The sequence below is a fragment of the Nitrosospira sp. TNL300 genome (assembly GCF_055385915.1).
Window position 1 is genome coordinate 3,185,864 of record NZ_AP041005.1, and the last position, 20,501, is coordinate 3,206,364.

Here is a 20,501-nt window from a genome sequence, read left to right on the forward strand (position 1 = left end):
TCGTCGTATCAATAAATGATCAGTTTCAGTGAGGTTTCCAAGCGCTACCCCAACGGTTTCGAGGCACTCCGGAATGTCAGTTTCACAGTAGAAACAGGCGAGATGGCCTTGATCAACGGCCATTCGGGAGCGGGGAAGACAACGTTGCTGCGGCTCATTGCCGCGATCGAGCGTTCCACCACCGGCAGCGTTATCGTCAATGGCCAGGATGTCGGCAGACTCAATGACGCCGCTGTTCCTTTCCTGCGCCGCAACTTCGGACTGGTGTTTCAGGATCAGAAGCTGCTGTTCGACCGCAGCGTTTTTGAGAATGTTCTGCTTCCCCTGCAGATCAGCGGTTTCGAGTCGAAAGCGGCTGTCAGGCGGGTGCGCGCCGCGCTCGATAAGGTGGGACTGCTGGGTAAGGAGAAAGCGCGTCCCATCACGCTTTCGGGTGGAGAGCAGCAGCGGCTGTGCATCGCGCGCGCCATTGTCAGCAGGCCTTCGATACTCATCGCCGATGAGCCGACGAGCAATCTGGATATGGAGTATGCAAGGGATATCATGGCTATTTTCAAATCTTTTCATCAGGTAGGCGTTACCGTACTTATATCCACCCACGATGTTGAACTGCTCGGTGACATCCCGCAACGTATTCTCACTCTCAGTCACGGCGAGTTGACTGGATGAACATCTGGTTTTCGTATCACTGGCAGGCCCTGGTGCTAGCCTTCAAGCGGCTGGCCTTGATCCCGTTCAGCACGCTGCTGACCCTGGGAGTGATCGGTATTGCCTTCAGTCTGCCAGCAGGAATTTATGTGTTTCTCGAGAATGTCGAGACACTTTCCGGCCAGTTTTCGAGCGGTCCTCAGTTGAGTCTTTTTTTAAAACTGAATGCGACCCAGAGTGAGGTAGGCAAAATTGAATCTTTTCTGAAAGAAAATCCGCACGTGGCGAGTTTCAGGTTCATTCCCAAGGCCAGCGCCCTCGAGCAGTTCAAGGAGAGCCCCGGACTGGCCGGAGTGATGGATGGCCTCGAAGGAAACCCGCTGCCTGATGCGTTCGTTGTTACCGCCAGGGACGTCTCAGCAGAGACACTGAAAACATTGAGCAGGGCCTTGTCGGAACTCCGCCAGGTCGAACATGTGCAGCTGGACTCTGCCTGGACGCAGCGTCTGGATGCGCTGCTCAAACTGGGACGGCTTGCGGCCTGGATGCTTAGCGTGCTGCTCAGCCTTCTGGTAATCGCTGTGGTATTCAACACCATACGCCTCCAGATCCTGACCATGCGGGACGAAATAGAAGTGGCAAAGCTGATTGGCGCAACCAACGGCTTTATCCGTCGCCCTTTTTTATATTTCGGGACAATACAGGGACTGGTAGGCGGCATTGTGGCATGGCTCATCATCTCTCTGGGTATCCACCTCACTGACGAGCCAGTAAAGCATCTCATGCAATTGTATGAAACGGATTTCCGCCTTTATCATCTTTCCATGGGAGATAGCCTGGTCATGTTTCTGTTTTCGGCTGGCCTTGGCTGGCTCGGCGCCTGGTTATCTGTCGTTAGTCATCTCCTGAAAATAGAACCCCGATAATTCATGAGGTTAAGGCATTTTACAATGGGTAGTGGGAGGAACTTTCAAGAATGTTGACGCTCTTAACGGTTAACGGGAAAAAGTTAACGCTCACAGAAACCAAGGAGGATAAATGACTTTCGCTTTAACTGTGCCTTCAACAGGCAGCCTCGAAAGCTACATTCAGTCCGTCAATCAGTCTCGCATCCTTACTCAGGAAGAGGAACTGCAACTGGCCCGATCGCTGCGTGATGAAGGCAGCATAGACGCTGCCCGCCAGCTCGTGCTGTCTCACCTGCGCCTGGTCGTCGCCATCGCGCGGGGTTACAAAGGCTATGGCTTGCCTCAAGCTGACCTGATACAGGAAGGAAATATCGGATTGATGAAAGCCGTCAAGCGTTTCGATCCTGAGCGCGGCGTCCGGCTGGTTTCATTTGCAGTACACTGGATCAAGGCTGAAATCCACGAATTCATACTGCGCAACTGGCGGCTGGTTAAAATTGCCACGACAAAGGCCCAGCGCAAGCTGTTTTTCAATTTGCGCAGCATGAAACAGGCTCTCGATACCATGAGCCAGGAGGAAGTTGCGGAGGTTGCAAAACAACTGAATGTGAAGCCCGAGGAAGTGGTAGAAATGGAAACCCGCTTCAGCGGCCGTGATATTTCACTCGAACCGTTGTCGGAAGACGACAGTGAGGAAGCATTCAGCCCCATTGCTTACCTGACCGATGGTTCCGAACCCTCGCATGTGCTGGAGAACGAGCAAACCATGCGTCTGCGGGGCGAGGGATTGGAGCAGGCGCTCGGGAGCCTGGATGCACGCAGCCGTCACATCATCGAGGCTCGCTGGCTGCGGGAAAAAGACACTGCGACGCTGCATGAGCTCGCCGATGAGTTGGGAGTATCCGCAGAGCGCGTTCGACAGATCGAAGCCAAAGCCATGCAGAAGCTGCGTACGGCCATGGCTCCTGCCGCCTGATACCTGAGGAGCCTCTGTTCTCGAATCCAAATTGCGCCGCCTCAGGGGAACTCAGTTCTGGTTGTTGCTTTCCGCCCACTGCTCCGGCGTCATGGTTTTCATGGACAGTGCGTGAATCTCCTGTTTCATTCTGTCGCCGAGTGCCCGGTAAACCAGTTGGTGCTGCTGCACCATATTTTTTCCACGGAATTCCGGGCTGACGATGATGGCACTGAAATGGTAGCCGTCGTCTCCTTCCACATGCACCACTTCACAAGACATGGAAGTCTCGATATGAGTTTTTATGCTGTCCGCTGTAACCATCTGTAGTTTCCCTTTCATGTAACGTTGCCGGCCGGTAGATTGCCGTAAAAAACGAGAACGGCAACGGAGGTATCCCGTTCATATACCCGTTCCACCACTAAAAAAACCGCAGTCAGTGCCTGATCTTGTAGCCTCTTTTGAGCATTTGCAGCGTCAGGCATGATACCGCCACAAAGCACGTGGCTACAATGCCAAGACTGACATAGGGTGAGATATCGGATGCGCGGAAAAAACCGTAGCGAAAACCATCGATCATGTAGAAAAACGGATTCAGGTGAGACAAGCCTTGCCAGAAAGGCGGCAATGAGGGAATTGTGTAGAATACGCCGGATAAAAACGTCAGCGGCAGAATGACAAAATTCTGAAACGCGGCGAGCTGATCAAATTTTTCTGCCCAGATACCGGCAATGACGCCGATAGCCCCCAGCAATGCGCTGCCCATCAACGCAAACATCAGCACCCAGGGGAACGAGGACAGGGGCACATCGAAGAACGTCAGGGTAACCAGGTAGACGCCCAGGCCCACTGCCAGACCCCGCACGACCGACGCAGTGACGTAGGCGAAAAATATTTCGTGATACGAAAGCGGCGACAGCAGGATAAAGACCAGATTACCGGTGATCTTGGACTGGATCAGACTCGATGAGGAGTTGGCGAAAGCGTTTTGCAGCATCGCCATCATCACCAGGCCAGGCACGAGAAAAACGGTATACGCTACGCCGGGGTACGCCTGTACATGCTCTTCCAGCACATGCGAAAAAATCAGGAGATATAGCAGGGTGGATACCATGGGCGCGAATACCGTCTGGAATCCGACTTTCCAGAATCGCAGCAACTCCTTGTAGAGTAGTGTAAGAAATCCGGTCATACGGGCAGGGTCTCGGGCTTCCTGATTTTGTGTGTGCCCATGATCCGTATGAATACCTCTTCCAGATCAGGCTGCAACACCTGCATCTCGAGCACATGCAGTGCCGCTTTACGCAACGCGGCCATGACCTGCTCGAGCTGGGAATACTCTGCCAGGGTCAGAATGTAACAACCCTCTTCGCGGCTGCTCATTAGCGGCTGTAGCGCCGGAGGCAACGTATCGGGCGACAGCCGCAACCGTACAGAACATCCCGATACGCTGCCGATCAGGTTTCTGATGCTGTCCAGGGCAACGACATTGCCTTGCTTCATCATTGCCACGCGGCTGCACAGCGCCTCCGCTTCCTCAAGATAATGGGTGGTCAATACTATGGTATGGCCTTCCCGATTCAACTGCTTGATGAAGCGCCAGAGTCCCTGGCGCAACTCGACATCCACACCCGCGGTCGGCTCATCCAGCACGATGACCGGGGGCTTGTGCACCAATGCCTGGGCCACCAGTACGCGCCGCTTCATGCCGCCTGAGAGCGCTCGCATGTTGGTATCGGCCTTATCCGCGAGGTCGAGATGGTGGATGATTTCCTCTATCCACGCCCCATTGTTCTTCAAGCCGTAATATCCCGATTGAATGACCAGTGTTTCACGGACAGTAAAAAACGGATCGAAAACCAGTTCCTGGGGAACCACGCCCAGCATGCGTCGCGCTTCGCGGTAACGAGAGACCACGTCGTATCCCATCACCCGCGCCCGGCCGCTGGTTGCTCGGGTAAGCCCTGCTATGATGTTGATAAGCGTAGTCTTGCCCGCCCCGTTGGGGCCCAGCAAGGCGAAAAACTCACCTGGCTCTATCTTGAGATCGATGCCCGCCAGAACTTGCAGTGCACCATAACGTTTGTGCATCTGCTCGACTTCTATGGCGGGTGTCATGGGAAGATAAAATAGGAAGGAGCCAAAACGGGAGTGCAGTGTATCCGCCAGAAGCCGGGATGCGGGTGAGCGGAGAACACTGTCGTTATGCGATTCCTGGGCGACAGTCTGATTTCTGCGAATTATGCACCATTCATCAATTCGGATACCCCGTACAGTTGCATGAGGCTCCGCAGATTCTGCGGCATGTTGAGAAAGCGTATCTGGAGGCGGTGACGCGCGGCCTCGCGCTGCCATTCCAGCAATAAACTGACGGCAGCGGAATCGGCTTCGGTAACCCGTCCGAGATCAATTATCACATCTTCCCCGTCAAACAGAGCAACGCCGCTCGCAACCACCGAAACGACGTTGTCGATCGTAATCGATCCCTCTACGCTCAGTTCCCCGCCTTCACGCCGGATCACATCAGCCGTCATCGGCTACTGTGTGGCCACGGTCTTTAAATTACCGGCCGCTTTTTTATCGTTTGCGGCCAACGCGCGATTCTTGTCCCCGAGGGTTTTCAGTAATTTTTCCACACCGCCTTCTCGAACCTGGCTGTTGAACGTGCTGCGGTAATTCGTAACCAGGCTTACACCAGCCACGGTCACATCGTAGACTTTCCACCCGTCGCCTGTTTTTTCCATGCTGTAGTCGATATCCACGGGTTGCCCGCTATCCTGCATGACTTTCGTCTTGACAGTGGTATCCGTGTCCCCTGCCTTGCTCCTGAGCGGCTCAACCTTGATCTTGTAGTCACTGTAGGTACTGAGGGCGTTGGAGTAAGTCCTCACTAGCAAGGTGCGAAACTCTTTCACCAATTCCTCCTGCTGCTGGGGTGTTGCCTTATTCCAGTTCTTGCCCATGGCCAGCCGGGTCATACGCGTAAAGTTGAAATGCGGCAGAACCTTGGCTTCGACCAGATCAAGAATCTTGGCCATATTGCCCGCGCGCAGCTCCTTATCCTGCCGAACGATTGACAATACTTCCTGGGCGGTGTTATCCACCAGCGTATCAGGACTGACTTCTGCGGCGGCAGCAGGGAATGCAACCAACCAGGCTGCCAGCAGACCTGAAATACCAAGATATTTTTTCATGATTTCCTCACTTGAATAGACTGCTCAACACACGAAATGCTTATGCGATTGACGCTTCCGGCACCCGCATCAACTGCTTCCTGCTTCCTGTCCGCAGGCCCTTATCCGTAAAACTCAGACATTGCCGTGGGCATTGGACTCATTACCGCCCTTTCTAGTTCTTGTCGGAATTTTCACTGCTGCTTCCTTCTGAAGCTTTATTGAACAAAAATTTCCCGATCATTTCTTCCAGAACAAGGGCAGAATTGGTTTTCATGATGGTGTCGCCATCCTTGAGCGTCGCTTCATCACCACCGGCAGCCAGGCCGATATACTGCTCCCCGATCAAACCTGAAGTAAGGATGCTGGCAAAAGTATCCTTGGGAAATTTATAACGGCTGTCAATATTCATGATCACCAGAGCGTCATATGTCTCTGTGCTGAACTGGATGTCCGTCACCCGGCCGACAACGACACCGGCACTCTTTACCGGCGCCCGCACTTTCAACCCCCCGATGTTTTCGAAGTTGCCTGTCACCTGATAGCTGTCATTCGCGCTATAAGTGCCAAGGTTGCCGACTTTCAACGCCAGCACGAGCAGAGCGCCGATACCTGCCATGACGAACAGTCCTACCCACAAATCCATTGTTGCGCGCTGCATCAGCCCATTCCCCTGAACATGAACGAGGTCAAGATAAAATCGAGTCCAAGAATTGCGAGTGAAGAAGTCACCACGGTGCGGGTTGTCGCACCGGATACGCCTTCAGCCGTTGGCGCCGCATCATATCCCTCAAACACGGCAATTGCCGTCACCGCGATGCCGAAAACACAGGTTTTTATGATGCCGTTGACCACGTCGTAGTGGAAATCGACGGCACTTTGCATTTGCGACCAGAACGAACCTTCATCCACTCCGATAAGTATGACAGCCACCAGATAACCACCATAAACGCCTATGGCTGAAAACAGCGCGGCCAGCAACGGCATTGAAATCACGCCGGCCCAGAACCGGGGTGCGACTACACGCGCAATCGGATCTACAGCCATCATTTCCATTGCCGCCAATTGCTCGGTCGCTTTCATCAGGCCGATTTCCGCTGTGATTGCCGAACCTGCGCGGCTGGCGAACAACAGCGCCGACACCACCGGCCCCAATTCGCGTAACAGGGACAAGGCCACCATGGTGCCTACCGCAGATTCTGCTCCATACCGCTGCAAGGTTTCGAAGCCTTGCAAGCCGAGCACCATGCCGACAAAAAGTCCCGACACGAGGATGATGATGAGCGACTGTACCCCGGTAAAATAAAGCTCCCGTATCACCAGGGTGAAGCGGCGCAAGCTGGTGCCGGACTTGATCAAGGTCAGCAGGAAGAAACGGCTGGCGTAGCCCAGGCGCCAGATATTGTCTATGACGCGATGACCTACGCTCTGGATACCAGCTACGATACGTCTAGGCAAAACTGCCCTCCAGTTGCAGATCCTGTGCATAGGGCCTGGCGGGATAGTGAAACGAGACGGGACCGTCTTCTTCTCCATGAACGAACTGATGCACAAACGGCGCAACCGATCGGCGCACCTCGTCCGGCGTACCGTGGGCCGCAATCACTCCGTCCGCGATGAAATAAACGTAATCGACAATTTTCAAGGATTCCTGCACGTCGTGAGTTACGACGATGGAGGTCATGCCCAAGGCATCGGTCAGGCGTCGTATCAGGTTTCCGATCACTGTGAGTGAAATGGGATCGAGTCCGGTGAAAGGCTCGTCGTACATGATAAGCAGGGGATCAAGCGCAATCGAGCGGGCCAGAGCGACGCGGCGCGCCATGCCGCCGGAGAGCTGGGTAGGCATCAACTCGTGCGCGCCACGCAAACCCACCGCCTGGAGTTTCATTAACACAAGATCCCGTATCATGGACTCCGGCAGATCCGTATGTTCCCGCATCTGGAAAGCCACGTTGTCGAATACCGAGAGATCGGTAAACAATGCGCCGAACTGAAATAGCATGCTCATTTTTCGACGCATGCGAAAAAGCTCATCCCGCTTCAGTTTATGCACTACCTCGCCTGCAACTTTCACATAGCCGGAAGTCGGACGCAGGGCGCCTCCGATGAGTCGCAGCAAGGTTGTTTTCCCGCTGCCGCTGCCACCCATGATGGCGATGACTTTCCCTCGTTCCATCGTCATGTCGATTCCCTTGAGAATCGGACGCTGTCCATAAGAGAAATTCAGGCCTTCGATTTCGATCAGGCTTTCAGACACCATCTTCCGGAAGAGGAATACCTAATTTAGCGGGATATCGATTTTACCCCAAATCGGGTAGCCAGAGGCGGCCAGGAAGCCTGAGACAGGTAGTGAGGAATTGGCGCAGTCAGGCAACTCGCCCTGTCGGGGAAAGTGGGTGGACGCGGCGATAATGATCGGAAACAGATGACCGCTTGTCAGCAGGGGCAGCAAGATCAATGGACGGGCTCGTGGTCATCCCGGATGATGCTGTATTTTCCCAACCGGTAGATGGCGGCAAAGAAACAGTACATTGCAAAACTCTGCAATATTGCTCGAGAAAGGGCCTGGCGCCCGGCATGTGAACCGCCAGGTCGCTGCGAAATGCATAGATAACCTGTGCCACGAGCACGATGAGCATAAAAAGATTGGCAACGCCCCAGGCGGCCGTGATCTCGGGCAGTTGCTTTCTCCTGGAAGCGTAGTGCCCTGGCAAATAATTATCCAGCATGTCGTCTTCCAGTCCGGCGTACATCGCGTCACCCGTTTGCGAAATTTTTTCTCTCGCAGCCTGCCTCTCCCGTACTCTGTCTGCTATTTTCGCCGCCTTGGAGTCAGGTTTTTCCCTTGCAGGCGTTTCAGGAGTGCGAGCCTCTGCTGCCTCTGGCTTGACAGGTGCTGCATCGGTCGGCTCTGATGTATGCGGTTCCGGTGGATTTTGTGCTGATGGAATCGGTTCAGAGATGTGTGGTTCCAGCCTCATGGGCTCCTGGACGCCCCCGTCCTGTAGCGCTTCCGCGTGAGACATCGCTATATCAGGGGAAAGCCGTGGAGCACTTTCCGACGCTTTCGCCGCTTCCCCGGTCTTCACCGGTTTTATGGTTTCCGACTCCTCCACGGTCAGCAGGGCAGCGAAACCATCAAATATGCGGTTGCACTGTCCGCAGCGCACTTCGCCCCCGTGCGCCTGCAAATGCAGGGGTGTGACGCGAAAGACTGTGAAGCAGTCAGGACATCGAGTTACAAGTGCCATATCGGTTCTGGTTTCTGTTTAATCTGTTCATTTTCTCGTGCCTGCCAGCAAGACCCATCCCTCGCGATTTCGTGCAATATGCATATCATGCGATTGCCGATAAGCCCGCATTACCTCTTCCGCCTGTTCCGCGAGTATACCGGATAGCGCAATGCTTCCCCCCGGCCGGACAGCATGCGTCAATATGGGAGCCAGCATGATCAGCGGATTGGCGAGGATATTGGCGACAACCACGTCCGCCCAGCCCCCATGTTCTGCGCCCGCCTGCCCCGTCATCTGCGTATGAAACGCTATTTCGGTTTCTGCGCACTGGTTAAGCCTTGCGTTCTGGCGGCTTGCCTCCACCGCCTGTGGATCTATGTCGATTCCGACTACATGGCGGGCGCCCATCTTGAGGGCCGCAATCGCCAATATGCCTGAACCGCAACCGTAATCGAGAACATCTTCCCCTCCGCCGAGATTTTCGTCAAGCCATTCAAGGCATAGCTGCGTAGAAGGATGTGTTCCCGTTCCAAAGGCAAGCCCGGGATCGAGGATCAGGTTGATGGCAGTCGGATCGGGTATTTCATGCCAGCTTGGCACCACCCATAGGCGCGAGGAAATGCGGATCGGATTGAACTGCGACTGGGTTACCCGTACCCAATCCTGCTCTTCCACATATTCGATACGGTAGCTCGGAGGGGCAGGCAGGCCAGCCGCTTCTGCCGCAGCGCGCATTACGGCGGAAGTATCGGTATCCCCCTTGAATAGCGCGGTAAGTTCCGGTGCAAGCCAGATGCCTGCGAGGGGCTCCCCTGGTTCGCCAAACAGGGGTTGCTCATGCTCGGTCCCGGCTGCGGAATCATGGATGTCGGTTGATAGCGCGCCCAACTCCAGCATCGCATCGCTTAACGCTTCGACATGCATGCTGTCCGTTTTTATGATGACCGAAATCCAGGGCATGGATGGTACGTACCTTGCATTTGGCTGCGTAAGCAGGTGGACAGAACGTTCCAAGAGCCCGTTTCCAGAGAGGCTCTTACCTCAAAAACTCCCCGTCCGTTACGAGAGTTCAGTAGCGAAGCGATGGAACCTCATCCGGAATTACTATTGTGATTGGCGAGCTTTTGCTCGAGATAATGGATGCTCGTGCCGCCATTCAGGAATGCGGCATCGGACAACAGGTCAAGATGGAGCGGCGTGTTGGTTTTGATGCCCTCGATCACCATTTCCGACAGTGCGATACGCATGCGTGCTATCGCCTGGTCGCGATTGTCTCCATAAGCGATTATTTTGCCTATCATGGAATCGTAATAGGGCGGCACGAAATAGTTATGATATATATGGGAATCCACACGAATGCCAGGGCCTCCGGGAGCATGGTACTGGGTGATACGCCCTGCCGATGGGGTGAGCTTGTACGGGTCTTCGGCAGCGATACGGCATTCGATGGCATGACCCTTCAACACGATGTCGCGCTGCCGCAGAGTGAGCTTTTCGCCGGCTGCCACGCGAATCTGCGCTTGCACCAGATCGATTCCGGTGATGGCCTCGGTAATGGTATGCTCGACCTGCAGGCGTGTATTCATTTCAATGAAATAGAACTCGTTTTTTTCGAACAGAAACTCGAAGGTTCCCACGCCCCGATAGCCGATGCGCTTGCATGCGTCGACGCAGCGGGTTCCCATTCTGTCGCGCAATCTCGGGGGAATGCCCAGGGCCGGCGCTTCCTCGATAATTTTCTGATGGCGGCGCTGCATGGAGCAATCCCGTTCCCCCAGATAGATGACGTTGCGATGTTCATCAGCCAGCACCTGAAATTCGATGTGGCGCGGGTTCTCCAGATATTTTTCCGCATAGACCGTCGGGTTGCCGAATGCGGCCTGAGCTTCGTTGCGCGTAATGATAACCGCGTTCGATAACGCTGCTTCAGTGTGCACCACGCGCATACCACGACCGCCTCCACCTGCCGCGGCCTTGAGAATGATAGGGTAGCCGATGGCGCGAGCTATGGCCTTGATTTCGTCCACGGATTCGGGGAGACCGCCTTCCGAGCCCGGGACACAAGGCACGCCGGCCTTTTTCATGGCGTTCTTGGCGCTGACCTTGTCGCCCATCAGCCGAATCGTCTCGGGCCGGGGGCCGATAAAGACGAAGCCGCTTTTTTCTACACGTTCGGCAAAATCCGCATTTTCCGATAAAAACCCGTAACCCGGATGAATGGCTTCCGCGTCGGTGACCTCGGCGGCGCTGATGATGGCGGGGATATTCAGATAGCTCTGTGTCGAAGGAGCAGGTCCGATACACACTGACTCATCAGCGAGTTTTACATATTTTGCCTCGGCGTCGGCCTGGGAGTGCACCGCTACTGTCTTGATACCCATCTCACGGCATGCACGTTGTATCCGCAGGGCAATCTCGCCGCGGTTTGCTATCAGTATTTTTTCAAACATGTCTGCCGCTCGTATCTCGTTTCATGATGGAGGTGATTTCTCCTCTTCTATTGATGCAGGCTTCCCGCAGGAGAGCGTGCAACGCGCAAAACGCCGAATCATTCAATCACGAATAGCGGTTCGCCGTACTCGACCGGTTGACCATTCTCCACCAGTACCGCCTTGATGACGCCGCTCTTGTCGGACTCGATCTCATTGAGCAATTTCATTGCCTCGATGATGCAGAGCGTGTCGCCTTCCTTGACTGTCTGACCTACCTCTACAAAGACATTGCTGCCCGGCGCGGAACTGCGGTAGAACGTGCCCACCATGGGCGATTTGACCATGTGGCCTTGAGGCAATATCTCGGCGGCAGCCGTCGCCGGCGTAACAGTGGCGGGTGGAGAGGCTATAGCGGCGGGTGCGGCCGGTGCGGCGGGTTGTGGCGGATATGTTACGGCTGGGGGAGCGGATATCTGCATCGAAGGCGTGGATCTGCTGATACGGACCTTTTCTTCGCCTTCCGTGATTTCCAACTCGGCAATGCCGGATTCCTCCACCAGGTCAATCAGTTTTTTAAGCTTTCTCAGGTCCATATAGGGTCTCCCGATCGGGTTCCTTTTGCGTTATATTCTGTCAAAACCAAAACTTCTAACCATCTGCTCATCGCGCTAAGGCGCAGACTTCGTGTCTCTGTTTTTGGAAATACCCCCGTTTCAAAACACGCTAAGGGTGAGATGAGCCAAAACTGCATTGGCCTATCAAAAGGAATTCTCAGCTCCTCAACGATACCCGATCACTTCATTGCTATCCTTGACGCTCATCAGTTGCGGTCAGCACATAATTGAAGGCGAGTTCGTATCCCTTTGCTCCCAGGCCGCTTATGACACCCACCGCCATATCGGAAAAAAAAGATTTCTGACGGAAAGATTCGCGAGCAAAAATATTGGAAAGGTGAATTTCAATGAAAGGTATCCGGGTAGCAGCGAGTGCGTCACGCAAGGCAATACTGGTATGCGTATAAGCGGCAGGATTGATGATAATGAAGTCTATTTTTTCAGCGCTCGCCTGCTGGATTCGGTCTATCAGCTCTCCCTCAGCGTTACTTTGAAAGTAATTAAGACTAACGCCCTCTTTTTCGGCTAACTTCGCTAAATTTCCGTTAATTTCTTCTAATGTGACAGTCCCGTAAATCGAAGGTTCCCTAATTCCCAGGAAATTCAGATTCGGCCCATGGATGACCAGAATATTTTTATAGGGGGTTAAGCCATTTTTCATGGCGGCAAGTTTGACCCAATCACGGGAAATTGTCTAGTGATTCTCGGTCATTCGGCGAATATGTTGGAATTTACGTTTTTTTATTTCAACAGGGAATTCAAGCGCTCGGATGAGCCCTTTCTGGAGAAAAAAGGGTGTCACATTTGGGATTAGTCGCAGGTTTTGTGGGGGCTGGAATGGAGGGTTGAGAGATTTATGGCGGGGTTTGGTTGGATGAGTTCGCATCTATTGCACTGGCACAGCGACTTCTCTGCTTTCCTTTTACTTCTTTCACCTGCGAACGATGCTCCCGAATGGGGAACGTTTGCCCGCCGTTTTCCAAAAGACTATAATTGACATGGTTTATTCTGATCCCTTCTCAGGCTGTTGTAGCTCAGTTGGTAGAGCAACTGATTCGTAATCAGTAGGTCGGAGGTTCGACTCCTCTCAACAGCACCAATATTTCATTTGACAGTGAATCAATGCCCGCTTCGCGGTCGGGGTAGTGCTTCTTTTGCTTCCTCTTGCTGCCATTTCAGCACTCTGTGTCGATAGGCGTACCAAGGTCCAATAGTAAAATGCTGCGATGCGATTACCATGGAGAACTGGAAACTCTTGCTGGTGAGAGGAATTAAACTGTATCAGCCAGGAGGGAAGAGTTGTACCGGGACCTGCTCCTGTTACTGGGAGGCAGGCTCTGACCAGGGGACTTTGCTTGATAAACCAATAATAGACAACTGAAGATGAATAACCTGATAACTTACGATCAAGCGTACGATCTCGCGAATATACTGATCAAGAAGGCGACCAAAGAGGAACTGGCGGAGTGCGCGCGCCTGCTTGCATTAAATCTTGCTCACCATCAGGTGAAACACGGAGAGATTGCAGTAATAGACACGTTAACCTTGCTACGCTCATTTGAGTGTACCGAGGAGCACCTGAATGTGTTGATGGAAGGCATGCTGAATCTGATAGGCGTCCTGGTAAACGTCTGCGGTGGGGTAGGACAGTCAAAGCATTGACGTTTTTTATAAGTAAGCGCTTACTTAACATGAATAGCGGGTGCTGAACTTGCTATGGCTGAGTATTTCCAGGATACTCGGGTATCATATAAGCACACCTATCCCAGGTAATTATGGGCGCTGGACGAGAGCGAATCAGGCCAACAAGCGTATCAGACCATACCGGATCTCATGCAGGTACAAGATAAGCCGCGCTACCTCGCTCCTGGGGTAAGCCGGCGTGAAGTCTGGTCATGGGCAATGTTCGACTTCGCGAATTCAGGCTACACCACCGTTGTGATTACCGCCATTTTTAACGCCTATTTTGTGGCGGTGGTGGCGAATAATGAAGCTTGGGGGACATTTGCCTGGACAGCAGCGTTGTCGGTGTCTTATGCGCTTATTATGGTGACTGCTCCGGTGATAGGCGCTTATGCTGATGCGTATGCGATGAAAAAGCCTTTGCTGCTGGTGAGCACAATCGGTTGCGTGCTTTTTACCGCATTGCTTTACTTTGTCGGTCCGGGTGATCTGATGCTGGCCGTGGTATTGATCGTGCTAAGTAACTTTTTCTTCAGCAGCGGCGCGAATTTGATTTCAGCTTTTCTGCCGGAACTCGCACACGGCGACGCATTGGGAAAGGTTTCCGGGTGGGGCTGGAGTTTCGGCTATGTTGGCGGGCTGATCAGCCTAGGATTGTCGTTGGCTTATGTGACCTGGGCACAAAACCAGGGCAGCCCTGCAGAGCAATTCGTTCCGGGCACAATGCTTATAACCGCCGGACTTTTCGCGATTTCGAGCATACCGACCTTTCTCTTTCTTAAGGAACGTGCGCTGCCGCAATCACATCCGGTGGAACGTAATGTCGTGCGCGAAGCATTTGCCCGCTTGCTCGTCACGTTCCATCGTGTGCGCGATTTTCGCGACCTCCTACGCTTTCTCGCATGTATCGTGTTTTACCAGGCGGGCATTCAGACCGTAATTACTTTAGCCGCCATATATGCGCAACAGGTAATGGGCTTTGATACCGGCGATACCATGTTTCTGGTTCTGGTTGTCAACGTTACGGCATCAATCGGTGCGTTCGCCTTCGGCAATATCCAGGACAGAATCGGCCATATTCCCACCATCGCGCTGACTCTCGGAGGCTGGATTGTAATGGTGTTGCTGGCATGGATGGCTGCGACACGCCCCATGTTCTGGCTCGCTGCCAATGTCGCCGGCCTCTGCCTTGGAGCGTCACAATCAGCAGGGCGCGCACTGATAGGTTATTTCAGTCCGGATGCGAGACGCGCCGAATTTTTCGGACTGTGGGGACTTGCAGTCAATCTGTCCTCGATACTCGGTCCGATCACGTATGGGATCGTGAGCTGGATTTCCGGCGGTGATCATCGGCTGGCCATGTTGATTACGGGCAGTTATTTTATTATAGGCTTGGGGATATTGATGAGCATCGATATACAACGGGGACGGCGGGCCGCACTGAACACCATTACTCCGGTGGTGAGCGATATCGGGAATCGCTGATAGCAATCGACCGCAAGGCCCCACATCGCCAACCCTCCCGTTTCAGCTGTCTGTTATCTCCTTTTTGAGTCTGGCGCCGTTGCTGCTCGTTTATCTGCGCTTATTCTTTATAAACGCAGATACCCGCCGTTCCATCCTTGTTGACCTCGCGGTGATAATCAATGATGCATGTGGTGATTATGGTCGCCGCCTTGGTTCCCGCTTTGGCCGTGCCCGCTGTGGCCGCCATGATTTCCGTGGTCAGCGTGGTCGCCATGACCCTCTTCTGATTTTTTATCGCCCTTTTTCTGCGAATCCTTTGCCGCAGCCTTCAACGGAGTGAACCGGGCGGACTGTGCCTCTTGTTCCGGCAATTTGACAAATACGACGACTACCGTATCCGGGGTCAGGACAAAATCTCCCGTTCCTTTCATCATGTTATTTCCTGCCGGTTCGAGCTTTATGGAAGTTTTCGGCTTGGCTTTACCGACCTGAAATGCTGCCTTGCCCACGCCCCCTTCTGTCTTGATCTGAACATCTGCATGATCTGTTACATAAACCGTCAATTCTTTATCTTTTGTTACAAGCTCCAGATGATAGGGTCCCGCCATACGCACCTGCCCGCCGTGAGGCGCGGCATGGGTGTCGAAATATTCGTCGGTGTGCGCCGAGGCGGGCAATGACACGGCCAGAACAGCACTCGTCAAGACCATGACCATCGATTTAATCATTTGCTCTACTCCTTGTAGGTACGAATTGAAGAATTGTAATGCGTGCCCCATCGCGGGAACCGTATTGCCGTTTGCTTCTCTTACTTGGATTGCTCTTGCTTCTCTTCTCCAAGGTTTTCTGGAATTCCCGCGGCGTGTTCCCGCTTTCCGGCTGTATTCGCCCGGTGCTCCGCCTCAGTCACTCCACCTTTCTTATCTGCGCGCCCTGAGCCTGCCTGAAGGGCACAGCACATGCCTGTCGAAGGGGAGTGGCACCGGGGATCGCCCTGTAAAAAGGACGAACGCTTTCAAGGCAGACATCCGTTCTTTACCGCTGGTCGCTAATGCACATGCTCGCCCGGCGGCGGGAGGATTTCCCCTTCGCGGTTGAGTTGCGCCACCTGCTGCATCAGCATGTCGGGGCTGGACCAGCCCGCGCCATCGAATTCGGGTATCCAGCGCGCGCGCAGAAAGCCGAAGCGGTCCACCAGGAACTCCATGTGGTCAGGCACCGTGCCAGCACCCAGGAGGTCCGGATGGGAGAGCGTGCGCCGGAACAGGGCATAGCTGCGCACGATCTCCTCCGCCCCTTCGGTCACGACGGGGAAGTGAACGCTCGCTTTGAGCTGGCCAAGAGCGGTTGTGCTCAAATCATGCTCGGGCACCGCCAGAAGCACCGTGTTGCCGGCCTGCAGTTCTGCATGGAGCGCTTCCAATTGTGCCAGGCGCTCGCGCGATTGCGGCCAGGAGAATAATACCAGCAGTACGTTCTTCTGGTTGCGGAAGTCCTTCAGGGTGCCGCTTGAGCCATCCTGCGCCATATACGAGAAATTGGGCGGACCCATGTTGGGCTGCGGCTGCTCGGGCTTGACAGTGGGACTCATCAGGCGCGCCTGGTAGCCGCGCGACATGGCGTGCAGGAAGTTCACAACGTCCCAGCGGTCTTCCTCATCGAGCTTGTCGCCAAAGGAAGGCATGCCGGTATCGGGGATGCCGAAGGAGAGCCAGTGGAAGAAGTCGCCTGCGGTATGGCGGGCCGTGTGCGGTTCGGTCAGAAGGTCCACCGGCGGCTTGGCAAAGCTCTTGGCCATCACGCCATCGCCCTTGCCTTGCAGCCCGTGACAGGCTACACAGTTCTCGGCAAAATGGACGGCGCCATTGGAAATGGAGATGGTGTCAAATGGCACCGGGGTCTTGCGGTAGGTCTCGGGATAGGCATCCACCGTCAAAGGCGGCAGGCCTACGCCTAAACCTGCGAGTGCCAGGAGGACGGGCAACCCGAAGCGCAGCTTTTTGTCCCAGTGCTTCCTGCGCCCAAAGAAGACTGCGGCCGCGGCCAGAGCGAGCAGGGCGATGCCGCTGTAGACGCGCAGCATGATGGCAGGCTCCCCCCAGGTGGCGGCAAGGGAGAAACGGAAGGAATAGGGCCAGTCCTGGATCAGGGCGTGCTTGGCAGGAACCGTGTTGGCAACGATGGTGGCAAGCAGCACTATCCCTAAGGCCAGCACGAATTCGAAGCTCACCCATTTCCTGAGCTTTCGTCCGCCGTTATCTGCTCCTTTTGTTCCTGCGTCCTTGTAGAACAGCGGCAGCCAGCTCGAGCGCGCGCGCGAGGCGATGATGAGCACCACCACCAGCAGGGCGATCTTGCCATTGAGCAGCCAGCCGTATTGGGTGGCAACCAGTCCGCTGTAGTTGGCATCGACCATGCGGTAGGTGATGAGGATGCCGGTTGCAATCACCGCCAGCATGACGGGCAGCGCCAGGGTGGAGAAGCGCCGCAGGGCCTGGGCATCCTGCCGGAAGGCTTCCTCGCGCGACTGGAATACGGCGTGGATGCGCTGGAGCGCCTGCGTCTGCAGGCCAGGCTGTATGCCGGTATTTCTGGTGGAGGCCTGTTTCAGTTCGCTCTCGGGCTTGCAGGCAAAGCAGACCACGAGGAAAGCCGGCAAGGCGCCAAACCAGACGCTGCCCAGGATGATGTGCAGGGCGTAGGGCAGAAGCGAGACGACCGAGAGGTCTTCGGCTGCGGCGTGGCTGGCAAGCGAGCCGACCCCTAAGGTCAGGGCCGCCATGCTTGCGCACAGGATGTATTGCCAGCGCGCAGGCGGGGAGAAGCGGATGTAGAGGGCAATGGCAAAGACGACGAGAGCGCAGGCGGCGCGTGCGAGCCAGATATGCCCCATGCGCGTATTTTCCATGAGGGAGAGCCAGGCGGCCGGATGCCAGGCGTTCTCGTCAATCCCGGTGGCTTGTGCCGTGGTGGTCGCCAGGATGCCAAGCAGGCCGGCGAGCAGGATGAGGGCGAGCCACGGCAGCGCGCGCTCCACCCGCATGACCCAGGGCGAGTGGACGGAGCCGGCAATGGCCAGAAACACGCAGCCGCCTACCAGGATCATGTTGGACGCAAGCTGCGACCAGCGCAGGAGCGTCGCGATGACCTCGATCATTTCGCGGCAGCTTTGTTCTTTATCGTGAAGTCGTAGGACGAGTCAACCACATGTCCGTCCACCGACAGCACCCGGAACTTGACCGTGTACTTGCCCGGATTCAACTCCGGCAGGGGCAGAACGATGGCTTTGGGGTCGCCGGCATCGACGTGCGGCTTGGTTTCGGTGACAGGCGCCTTGGAGGAGTCGAGCACGGAAAGCGCTGCATAGTCCTTTTCGACTTCTTCGTTGAAGAACAGCCGTACCTGGGCGGGGACCTGTGTCAGTTGCGCGCGGCGCGCAGGTTCTGACTTGACCAGCATGGCGTGTGCGAGCACCGGTGTGCTATGCAGCCCCGCCGCGAGCAGCAGGAACGACAAAAGACTGGGTGCCAGCAGGTGAAGCCGATTTCCTGTTCTTGCTCTCCTTGTTCTCCTGTCAGCAGATATCATCGATGGTTGCATTTTTGCTCCTCTTATATATGGGCTCTGCACCCGAAGATCGGCTTCGGGCAGCCACTGTGATCCTTGTCTTTTTTATTTGTCCCCGGTTGTTCCTGTTTGATCCACGCCCGGTTTCATTGTCTGCACCCGGCTTTATTACTGTCTTTTCTGTTCCTGCCTTCCTGCCCATTTCCCTTTTTGCCTTATTGAACCTTGGACTCTTCTCCGCGCGCATGGTTCAGAGCAGAGTCGGCGCGTGACCGGAAAGCAGGCGCTGCGACCGGAGCATGTGCCGAAGGGGTAGCACCTCGTATCGTTGCACGGTGCAGCGCTGCATCGGCAGTCCCGCAGTCATCTGTTTGTTGCGCCGGGCCTGCCCAGAGAACGACAGTGAGCGCTTGCTTCTCTTTTTTCTCTCCTAGGCGCTCGCACCGGCTGATTTACGCCCGCGCAAGAAGAAGACAGCCGCCCCTATGATCACTGCCACAATGACTATGATGAGGTAGGGCGACATGCCTCTGGGTTCACCCACGGAGAAGGGAAAGCGCGAGACCATCGGTTCCTTGTCGGTGACGGTCACGAGCCCCACGAACTTGCCAGGCTGGGTGAAGTTGTATTCAAAATTGATGGAGCCATTGGGATAGACCTTGGGCGGTATGTGCAGGATGGTGATTTCATCGAGCTTCTGCTGTTCGTCGGGGGCCGGCTGTCCGCCTGAGCCGGTGTCGCGGATGATGCGCACTTCGGTGGGCAGGGGACGCAGCGCTTCTTCAATGTAGTCCAGGGCGACTACGGTGCGGCCGGTATTAGGAATGTCTTCGCAGAATTCCTTTTCCTGCGTGGCATCCGGCTGGTAGCCGGTAAAGTGCATGGTGAAGGGGCCGATGGTGAGCTTGCATATGTCATCGGCAAGCGACAGGCCGCCGTGCGCCGCCACCTGGGAGGAGAAGGGCAGGGACAGGGCAAATACCAGTCCGACCAAGGCAGGTTTGAGTGAGGATGAGAACATTATCAATTCGCCTCTATAAGTATGATGGGCCAGTGAATCAATGATCCTGAAGGATCGCGGTTGCGTTTATCCGCCGCTGTTTTGCCAGGTGGGCCCAGTGTCTCCCCGGCTGCGGCAGGAGCCGGTTATCCGGTGATCTTTCTATCCGGTGATCTTTCCTGCATCACGGGTTGCGCGAGGAGCGCCAGCGTTGCACGCGCGGGGATTTCATGAGCTTGTATCCCAGCACGGCAAGCAGCAGCAGGCCGATCAGGGGGCCTACTGCGGCGCGGAATATTTCGGCATAGTTGATCATCTGTACCCGCAGGGGATACTGGTAGCGCAGGGGCGGCACGCCCTCTGCGGTGATGAATACGGTGTAGAGTCCCTGATCGAGGCTGGTCTGCCCTTGGATGACGCCATCCGGATGGTGGGCAGGACTCAGTTGCGCGACCGTTTCGTCCTCTTCACTCGTGCCACGCACCACTTTCATGCCAATGGGCATGTCGCGCATGGCAGGGTCGACCAGGTCTATCACGAGGAAGGTATCGCCTCCCTTGGGAATCTCGGTGCAGTATTGTGCAGTGGGTTCAAATTGCGGCTGGTAGGCGCTCAAATGCACCATGTTCTCGCCGATGCGGCGCACGCAGCTGTCTTCTTCCAGCGTTTCCCTGCCGTGCGCGCTGACAAACCCGCTGTAGAGGGTGGTAATCAGCAGCAGCGCCAGGGCACCTGCCCGGCTGCCTTGTCTGCTCGAAGTGCCTTTCGCTTGCATTTCTCTAGATTCGTTAAAAAAACACCGATCCACCTTGCCGTCT

Annotated in this window: 23 protein-coding genes and 1 tRNA gene; 6 read left to right on the plus strand and 18 right to left on the minus strand. The window is 55.1% G+C overall.

The window, feature by feature from the left end; translation table 11 throughout:
- Positions 1-15: 15 nt before the first annotated feature.
- The 3 genes from ftsE (at position 16) to rpoH (ending at position 2,532) form a co-directional block, all read left to right on the plus strand.
- Positions 16-669: a cell division ATP-binding protein FtsE gene (ftsE, locus tag ACZ5BW_RS14645; RefSeq protein ID WP_464541237.1), complete on the plus strand. Its 654-nt coding sequence runs from the start codon at positions 16-18 to the stop codon at positions 667-669.
- Positions 666-1,574: a permease-like cell division protein FtsX gene (gene ftsX, locus ACZ5BW_RS14650; protein WP_464541239.1), complete on the plus strand. Its 909-nt coding sequence runs from the start codon at positions 666-668 to the stop codon at positions 1,572-1,574. Before ftsE ends, ftsX begins: the two co-directional genes overlap by 4 nt.
- 112 nt (positions 1,575-1,686) lie before the next feature.
- A complete protein-coding gene (gene rpoH / locus ACZ5BW_RS14655) occupies positions 1,687-2,532 on the plus strand; it encodes an RNA polymerase sigma factor RpoH (RefSeq protein ID WP_464541241.1) in 846 nt (281 codons plus the stop codon).
- Positions 2,533-2,583: 51 nt separating this feature from the next.
- Here rpoH and ACZ5BW_RS14660 read toward each other — a convergent pair whose 3' ends face one another.
- The 13 genes from ACZ5BW_RS14660 to aroQ all read right to left on the minus strand — a co-directional run bounded on the left by ACZ5BW_RS14660 (position 2,584) and on the right by aroQ (position 12,627).
- On the minus strand, positions 2,584-2,835 hold the full coding sequence (locus ACZ5BW_RS14660; protein WP_464543729.1) for a BolA family protein: 252 nt from the start codon (positions 2,833-2,835) through the stop codon (positions 2,584-2,586).
- Positions 2,836-2,947: 112 nt separating this feature from the next.
- Positions 2,948-3,703, minus strand: a complete 756-nt coding sequence (locus tag ACZ5BW_RS14665; RefSeq protein ID WP_464541243.1) for an ABC transporter permease — start codon at positions 3,701-3,703, stop codon at positions 2,948-2,950.
- On the minus strand, positions 3,700-4,629 hold the full coding sequence (locus ACZ5BW_RS14670; protein ID WP_464541245.1) for an ABC transporter ATP-binding protein: 930 nt from the start codon (positions 4,627-4,629) through the stop codon (positions 3,700-3,702). Before ACZ5BW_RS14670 ends, ACZ5BW_RS14665 begins: the two co-directional genes overlap by 4 nt.
- A 122-nt stretch (positions 4,630-4,751) precedes the next feature.
- Positions 4,752-5,045: an STAS domain-containing protein gene (locus ACZ5BW_RS14675; RefSeq protein ID WP_464541247.1), complete on the minus strand. Its 294-nt coding sequence runs from the start codon at positions 5,043-5,045 to the stop codon at positions 4,752-4,754.
- A 3-nt stretch (positions 5,046-5,048) separates the two neighbouring features.
- Positions 5,049-5,705 carry an MlaC/ttg2D family ABC transporter substrate-binding protein gene (locus tag ACZ5BW_RS14680; protein WP_464541249.1) on the minus strand — a complete coding sequence of 219 codons (657 nt, stop codon included), beginning with the start codon at positions 5,703-5,705 and terminating at the stop codon, positions 5,049-5,051.
- 154 nt (positions 5,706-5,859) lie between these two features.
- Positions 5,860-6,345 carry an outer membrane lipid asymmetry maintenance protein MlaD gene (mlaD, locus tag ACZ5BW_RS14685; protein WP_113067797.1) on the minus strand — a complete coding sequence of 162 codons (486 nt, stop codon included), beginning with the start codon at positions 6,343-6,345 and terminating at the stop codon, positions 5,860-5,862.
- Positions 6,345-7,142 (minus strand): lipid asymmetry maintenance ABC transporter permease subunit MlaE, encoded by a 798-nt coding sequence (mlaE, locus tag ACZ5BW_RS14690; RefSeq protein ID WP_464541252.1) that lies wholly within the window; start codon positions 7,140-7,142, stop codon positions 6,345-6,347. Before mlaE ends, mlaD begins: the two co-directional genes overlap by 1 nt.
- Positions 7,135-7,947 carry an ABC transporter ATP-binding protein gene (locus ACZ5BW_RS14695; protein ID WP_464541254.1) on the minus strand — a complete coding sequence of 271 codons (813 nt, stop codon included), beginning with the start codon at positions 7,945-7,947 and terminating at the stop codon, positions 7,135-7,137. Before ACZ5BW_RS14695 ends, mlaE begins: the two co-directional genes overlap by 8 nt.
- Before the next feature lie 106 nt (positions 7,948-8,053).
- A complete protein-coding gene (locus ACZ5BW_RS14700; protein ID WP_464541256.1) occupies positions 8,054-8,938 on the minus strand; it encodes a DUF3426 domain-containing protein in 885 nt (294 codons plus the stop codon).
- 27 nt (positions 8,939-8,965) lie between these two features.
- A complete protein-coding gene (gene prmA, locus ACZ5BW_RS14705) occupies positions 8,966-9,880 on the minus strand; it encodes a 50S ribosomal protein L11 methyltransferase (RefSeq protein WP_464543730.1) in 915 nt (304 codons plus the stop codon).
- A gap of 131 nt (positions 9,881-10,011) precedes the next feature.
- The gene (accC, locus tag ACZ5BW_RS14710) at positions 10,012-11,370 is read right to left on the minus strand and encodes an acetyl-CoA carboxylase biotin carboxylase subunit (protein WP_464541258.1); all 1,359 of its coding nucleotides are present in this window, start codon (positions 11,368-11,370) and stop codon (positions 10,012-10,014) included.
- Between the two features lie 98 nt (positions 11,371-11,468).
- Entirely contained in the window at positions 11,469-11,945 is a 477-nt protein-coding gene (accB, locus tag ACZ5BW_RS14715) for an acetyl-CoA carboxylase biotin carboxyl carrier protein (RefSeq protein WP_464541260.1), read from the minus strand.
- A gap of 211 nt (positions 11,946-12,156) precedes the next feature.
- Positions 12,157-12,627, minus strand: a complete 471-nt coding sequence (aroQ, locus tag ACZ5BW_RS14720) for a type II 3-dehydroquinate dehydratase (protein WP_464541262.1) — start codon at positions 12,625-12,627, stop codon at positions 12,157-12,159.
- A 362-nt stretch (positions 12,628-12,989) separates the two neighbouring features.
- Here aroQ and ACZ5BW_RS14725 point away from each other — a divergent pair.
- The 3 genes from ACZ5BW_RS14725 to ACZ5BW_RS14735 all read left to right on the plus strand — a co-directional run bounded on the left by ACZ5BW_RS14725 (position 12,990) and on the right by ACZ5BW_RS14735 (position 15,134).
- A tRNA-Thr gene (locus ACZ5BW_RS14725) sits at positions 12,990-13,065 on the plus strand.
- Between the two features lie 284 nt (positions 13,066-13,349).
- Positions 13,350-13,628, plus strand: a complete 279-nt coding sequence (locus tag ACZ5BW_RS14730) for a hypothetical protein (RefSeq protein ID WP_074974988.1) — start codon at positions 13,350-13,352, stop codon at positions 13,626-13,628.
- A gap of 171 nt (positions 13,629-13,799) precedes the next feature.
- Positions 13,800-15,134, plus strand: a complete 1,335-nt coding sequence (locus ACZ5BW_RS14735; RefSeq protein WP_464541264.1) for an MFS transporter — start codon at positions 13,800-13,802, stop codon at positions 15,132-15,134.
- Between the two features lie 158 nt (positions 15,135-15,292).
- Here ACZ5BW_RS14735 and ACZ5BW_RS14740 read toward each other — a convergent pair whose 3' ends face one another.
- The 5 genes from ACZ5BW_RS14740 to ACZ5BW_RS14760 form a co-directional block, all read right to left on the minus strand.
- A complete protein-coding gene (locus tag ACZ5BW_RS14740; protein ID WP_464541266.1) occupies positions 15,293-15,844 on the minus strand; it encodes a hypothetical protein in 552 nt (183 codons plus the stop codon).
- A 320-nt stretch (positions 15,845-16,164) separates the two neighbouring features.
- Positions 16,165-18,273, minus strand: a complete 2,109-nt coding sequence (locus ACZ5BW_RS14745; protein WP_464540282.1) for a CopD family protein — start codon at positions 18,271-18,273, stop codon at positions 16,165-16,167.
- A complete protein-coding gene (locus ACZ5BW_RS14750) occupies positions 18,270-18,716 on the minus strand; it encodes a copper resistance CopC family protein (protein ID WP_464540284.1) in 447 nt (148 codons plus the stop codon). The genes ACZ5BW_RS14745 and ACZ5BW_RS14750 overlap by 4 nt, the downstream gene beginning before the upstream one ends.
- A 397-nt stretch (positions 18,717-19,113) precedes the next feature.
- Positions 19,114-19,704, minus strand: coding sequence for a hypothetical protein (locus tag ACZ5BW_RS14755; RefSeq protein ID WP_464540286.1), 591 nt, complete (start codon positions 19,702-19,704; stop codon positions 19,114-19,116).
- A 163-nt stretch (positions 19,705-19,867) separates the two neighbouring features.
- A complete protein-coding gene (locus ACZ5BW_RS14760) occupies positions 19,868-20,458 on the minus strand; it encodes a hypothetical protein (RefSeq protein WP_464543704.1) in 591 nt (196 codons plus the stop codon).
- Positions 20,459-20,501 lie beyond the last annotated feature (43 nt).

Excerpts from the sequence above, each read along its gene's own strand:
- ftsE (WP_464541237.1), top strand. The coding sequence starts at position 16 with ATGATCAGTTTCAGTGAGGTTTCCAAGCGCTACCCCAACGGTTTCGAG.
- ftsX (WP_464541239.1), top strand. The coding sequence starts at position 666 with ATGAACATCTGGTTTTCGTATCACTGGCAGGCCCTGGTGCTAGCCTTC.
- rpoH (WP_464541241.1), top strand. The coding sequence starts at position 1,687 with ATGACTTTCGCTTTAACTGTGCCTTCAACAGGCAGCCTCGAAAGCTAC.
- ACZ5BW_RS14660 (WP_464543729.1), bottom strand. The coding sequence starts at position 2,835 with ATGGTTACAGCGGACAGCATAAAAACTCATATCGAGACTTCCATGTCT.
- ACZ5BW_RS14665 (WP_464541243.1), bottom strand. The coding sequence starts at position 3,703 with ATGACCGGATTTCTTACACTACTCTACAAGGAGTTGCTGCGATTCTGG.
- ACZ5BW_RS14670 (WP_464541245.1), bottom strand. The coding sequence starts at position 4,629 with ATGACACCCGCCATAGAAGTCGAGCAGATGCACAAACGTTATGGTGCA.
- ACZ5BW_RS14675 (WP_464541247.1), bottom strand. The coding sequence starts at position 5,045 with ATGACGGCTGATGTGATCCGGCGTGAAGGCGGGGAACTGAGCGTAGAG.
- ACZ5BW_RS14680 (WP_464541249.1), bottom strand. The coding sequence starts at position 5,705 with ATGAAAAAATATCTTGGTATTTCAGGTCTGCTGGCAGCCTGGTTGGTT.
- mlaD (WP_113067797.1), bottom strand. The coding sequence starts at position 6,345 with ATGCAGCGCGCAACAATGGATTTGTGGGTAGGACTGTTCGTCATGGCA.
- ACZ5BW_RS14695 (WP_464541254.1), bottom strand. The coding sequence starts at position 7,947 with ATGGTGTCTGAAAGCCTGATCGAAATCGAAGGCCTGAATTTCTCTTAT.
- ACZ5BW_RS14700 (WP_464541256.1), bottom strand. The coding sequence starts at position 8,938 with ATGGCACTTGTAACTCGATGTCCTGACTGCTTCACAGTCTTTCGCGTC.
- prmA (WP_464543730.1), bottom strand. The coding sequence starts at position 9,880 with ATGCCCTGGATTTCGGTCATCATAAAAACGGACAGCATGCATGTCGAA.
- accC (WP_464541258.1), bottom strand. The coding sequence starts at position 11,370 with ATGTTTGAAAAAATACTGATAGCAAACCGCGGCGAGATTGCCCTGCGG.
- accB (WP_464541260.1), bottom strand. The coding sequence starts at position 11,945 with ATGGACCTGAGAAAGCTTAAAAAACTGATTGACCTGGTGGAGGAATCC.
- aroQ (WP_464541262.1), bottom strand. The coding sequence starts at position 12,627 with ATGAAAAATGGCTTAACCCCCTATAAAAATATTCTGGTCATCCATGGG.
- ACZ5BW_RS14730 (WP_074974988.1), top strand. The coding sequence starts at position 13,350 with ATGAATAACCTGATAACTTACGATCAAGCGTACGATCTCGCGAATATA.
- ACZ5BW_RS14735 (WP_464541264.1), top strand. The coding sequence starts at position 13,800 with ATGCAGGTACAAGATAAGCCGCGCTACCTCGCTCCTGGGGTAAGCCGG.
- ACZ5BW_RS14740 (WP_464541266.1), bottom strand. The coding sequence starts at position 15,844 with ATGATTAAATCGATGGTCATGGTCTTGACGAGTGCTGTTCTGGCCGTG.
- ACZ5BW_RS14745 (WP_464540282.1), bottom strand. The coding sequence starts at position 18,273 with ATGATCGAGGTCATCGCGACGCTCCTGCGCTGGTCGCAGCTTGCGTCC.
- ACZ5BW_RS14750 (WP_464540284.1), bottom strand. The coding sequence starts at position 18,716 with ATGCAACCATCGATGATATCTGCTGACAGGAGAACAAGGAGAGCAAGA.
- ACZ5BW_RS14755 (WP_464540286.1), bottom strand. The coding sequence starts at position 19,704 with ATGTTCTCATCCTCACTCAAACCTGCCTTGGTCGGACTGGTATTTGCC.
- ACZ5BW_RS14760 (WP_464543704.1), bottom strand. The coding sequence starts at position 20,458 with ATGCAAGCGAAAGGCACTTCGAGCAGACAAGGCAGCCGGGCAGGTGCC.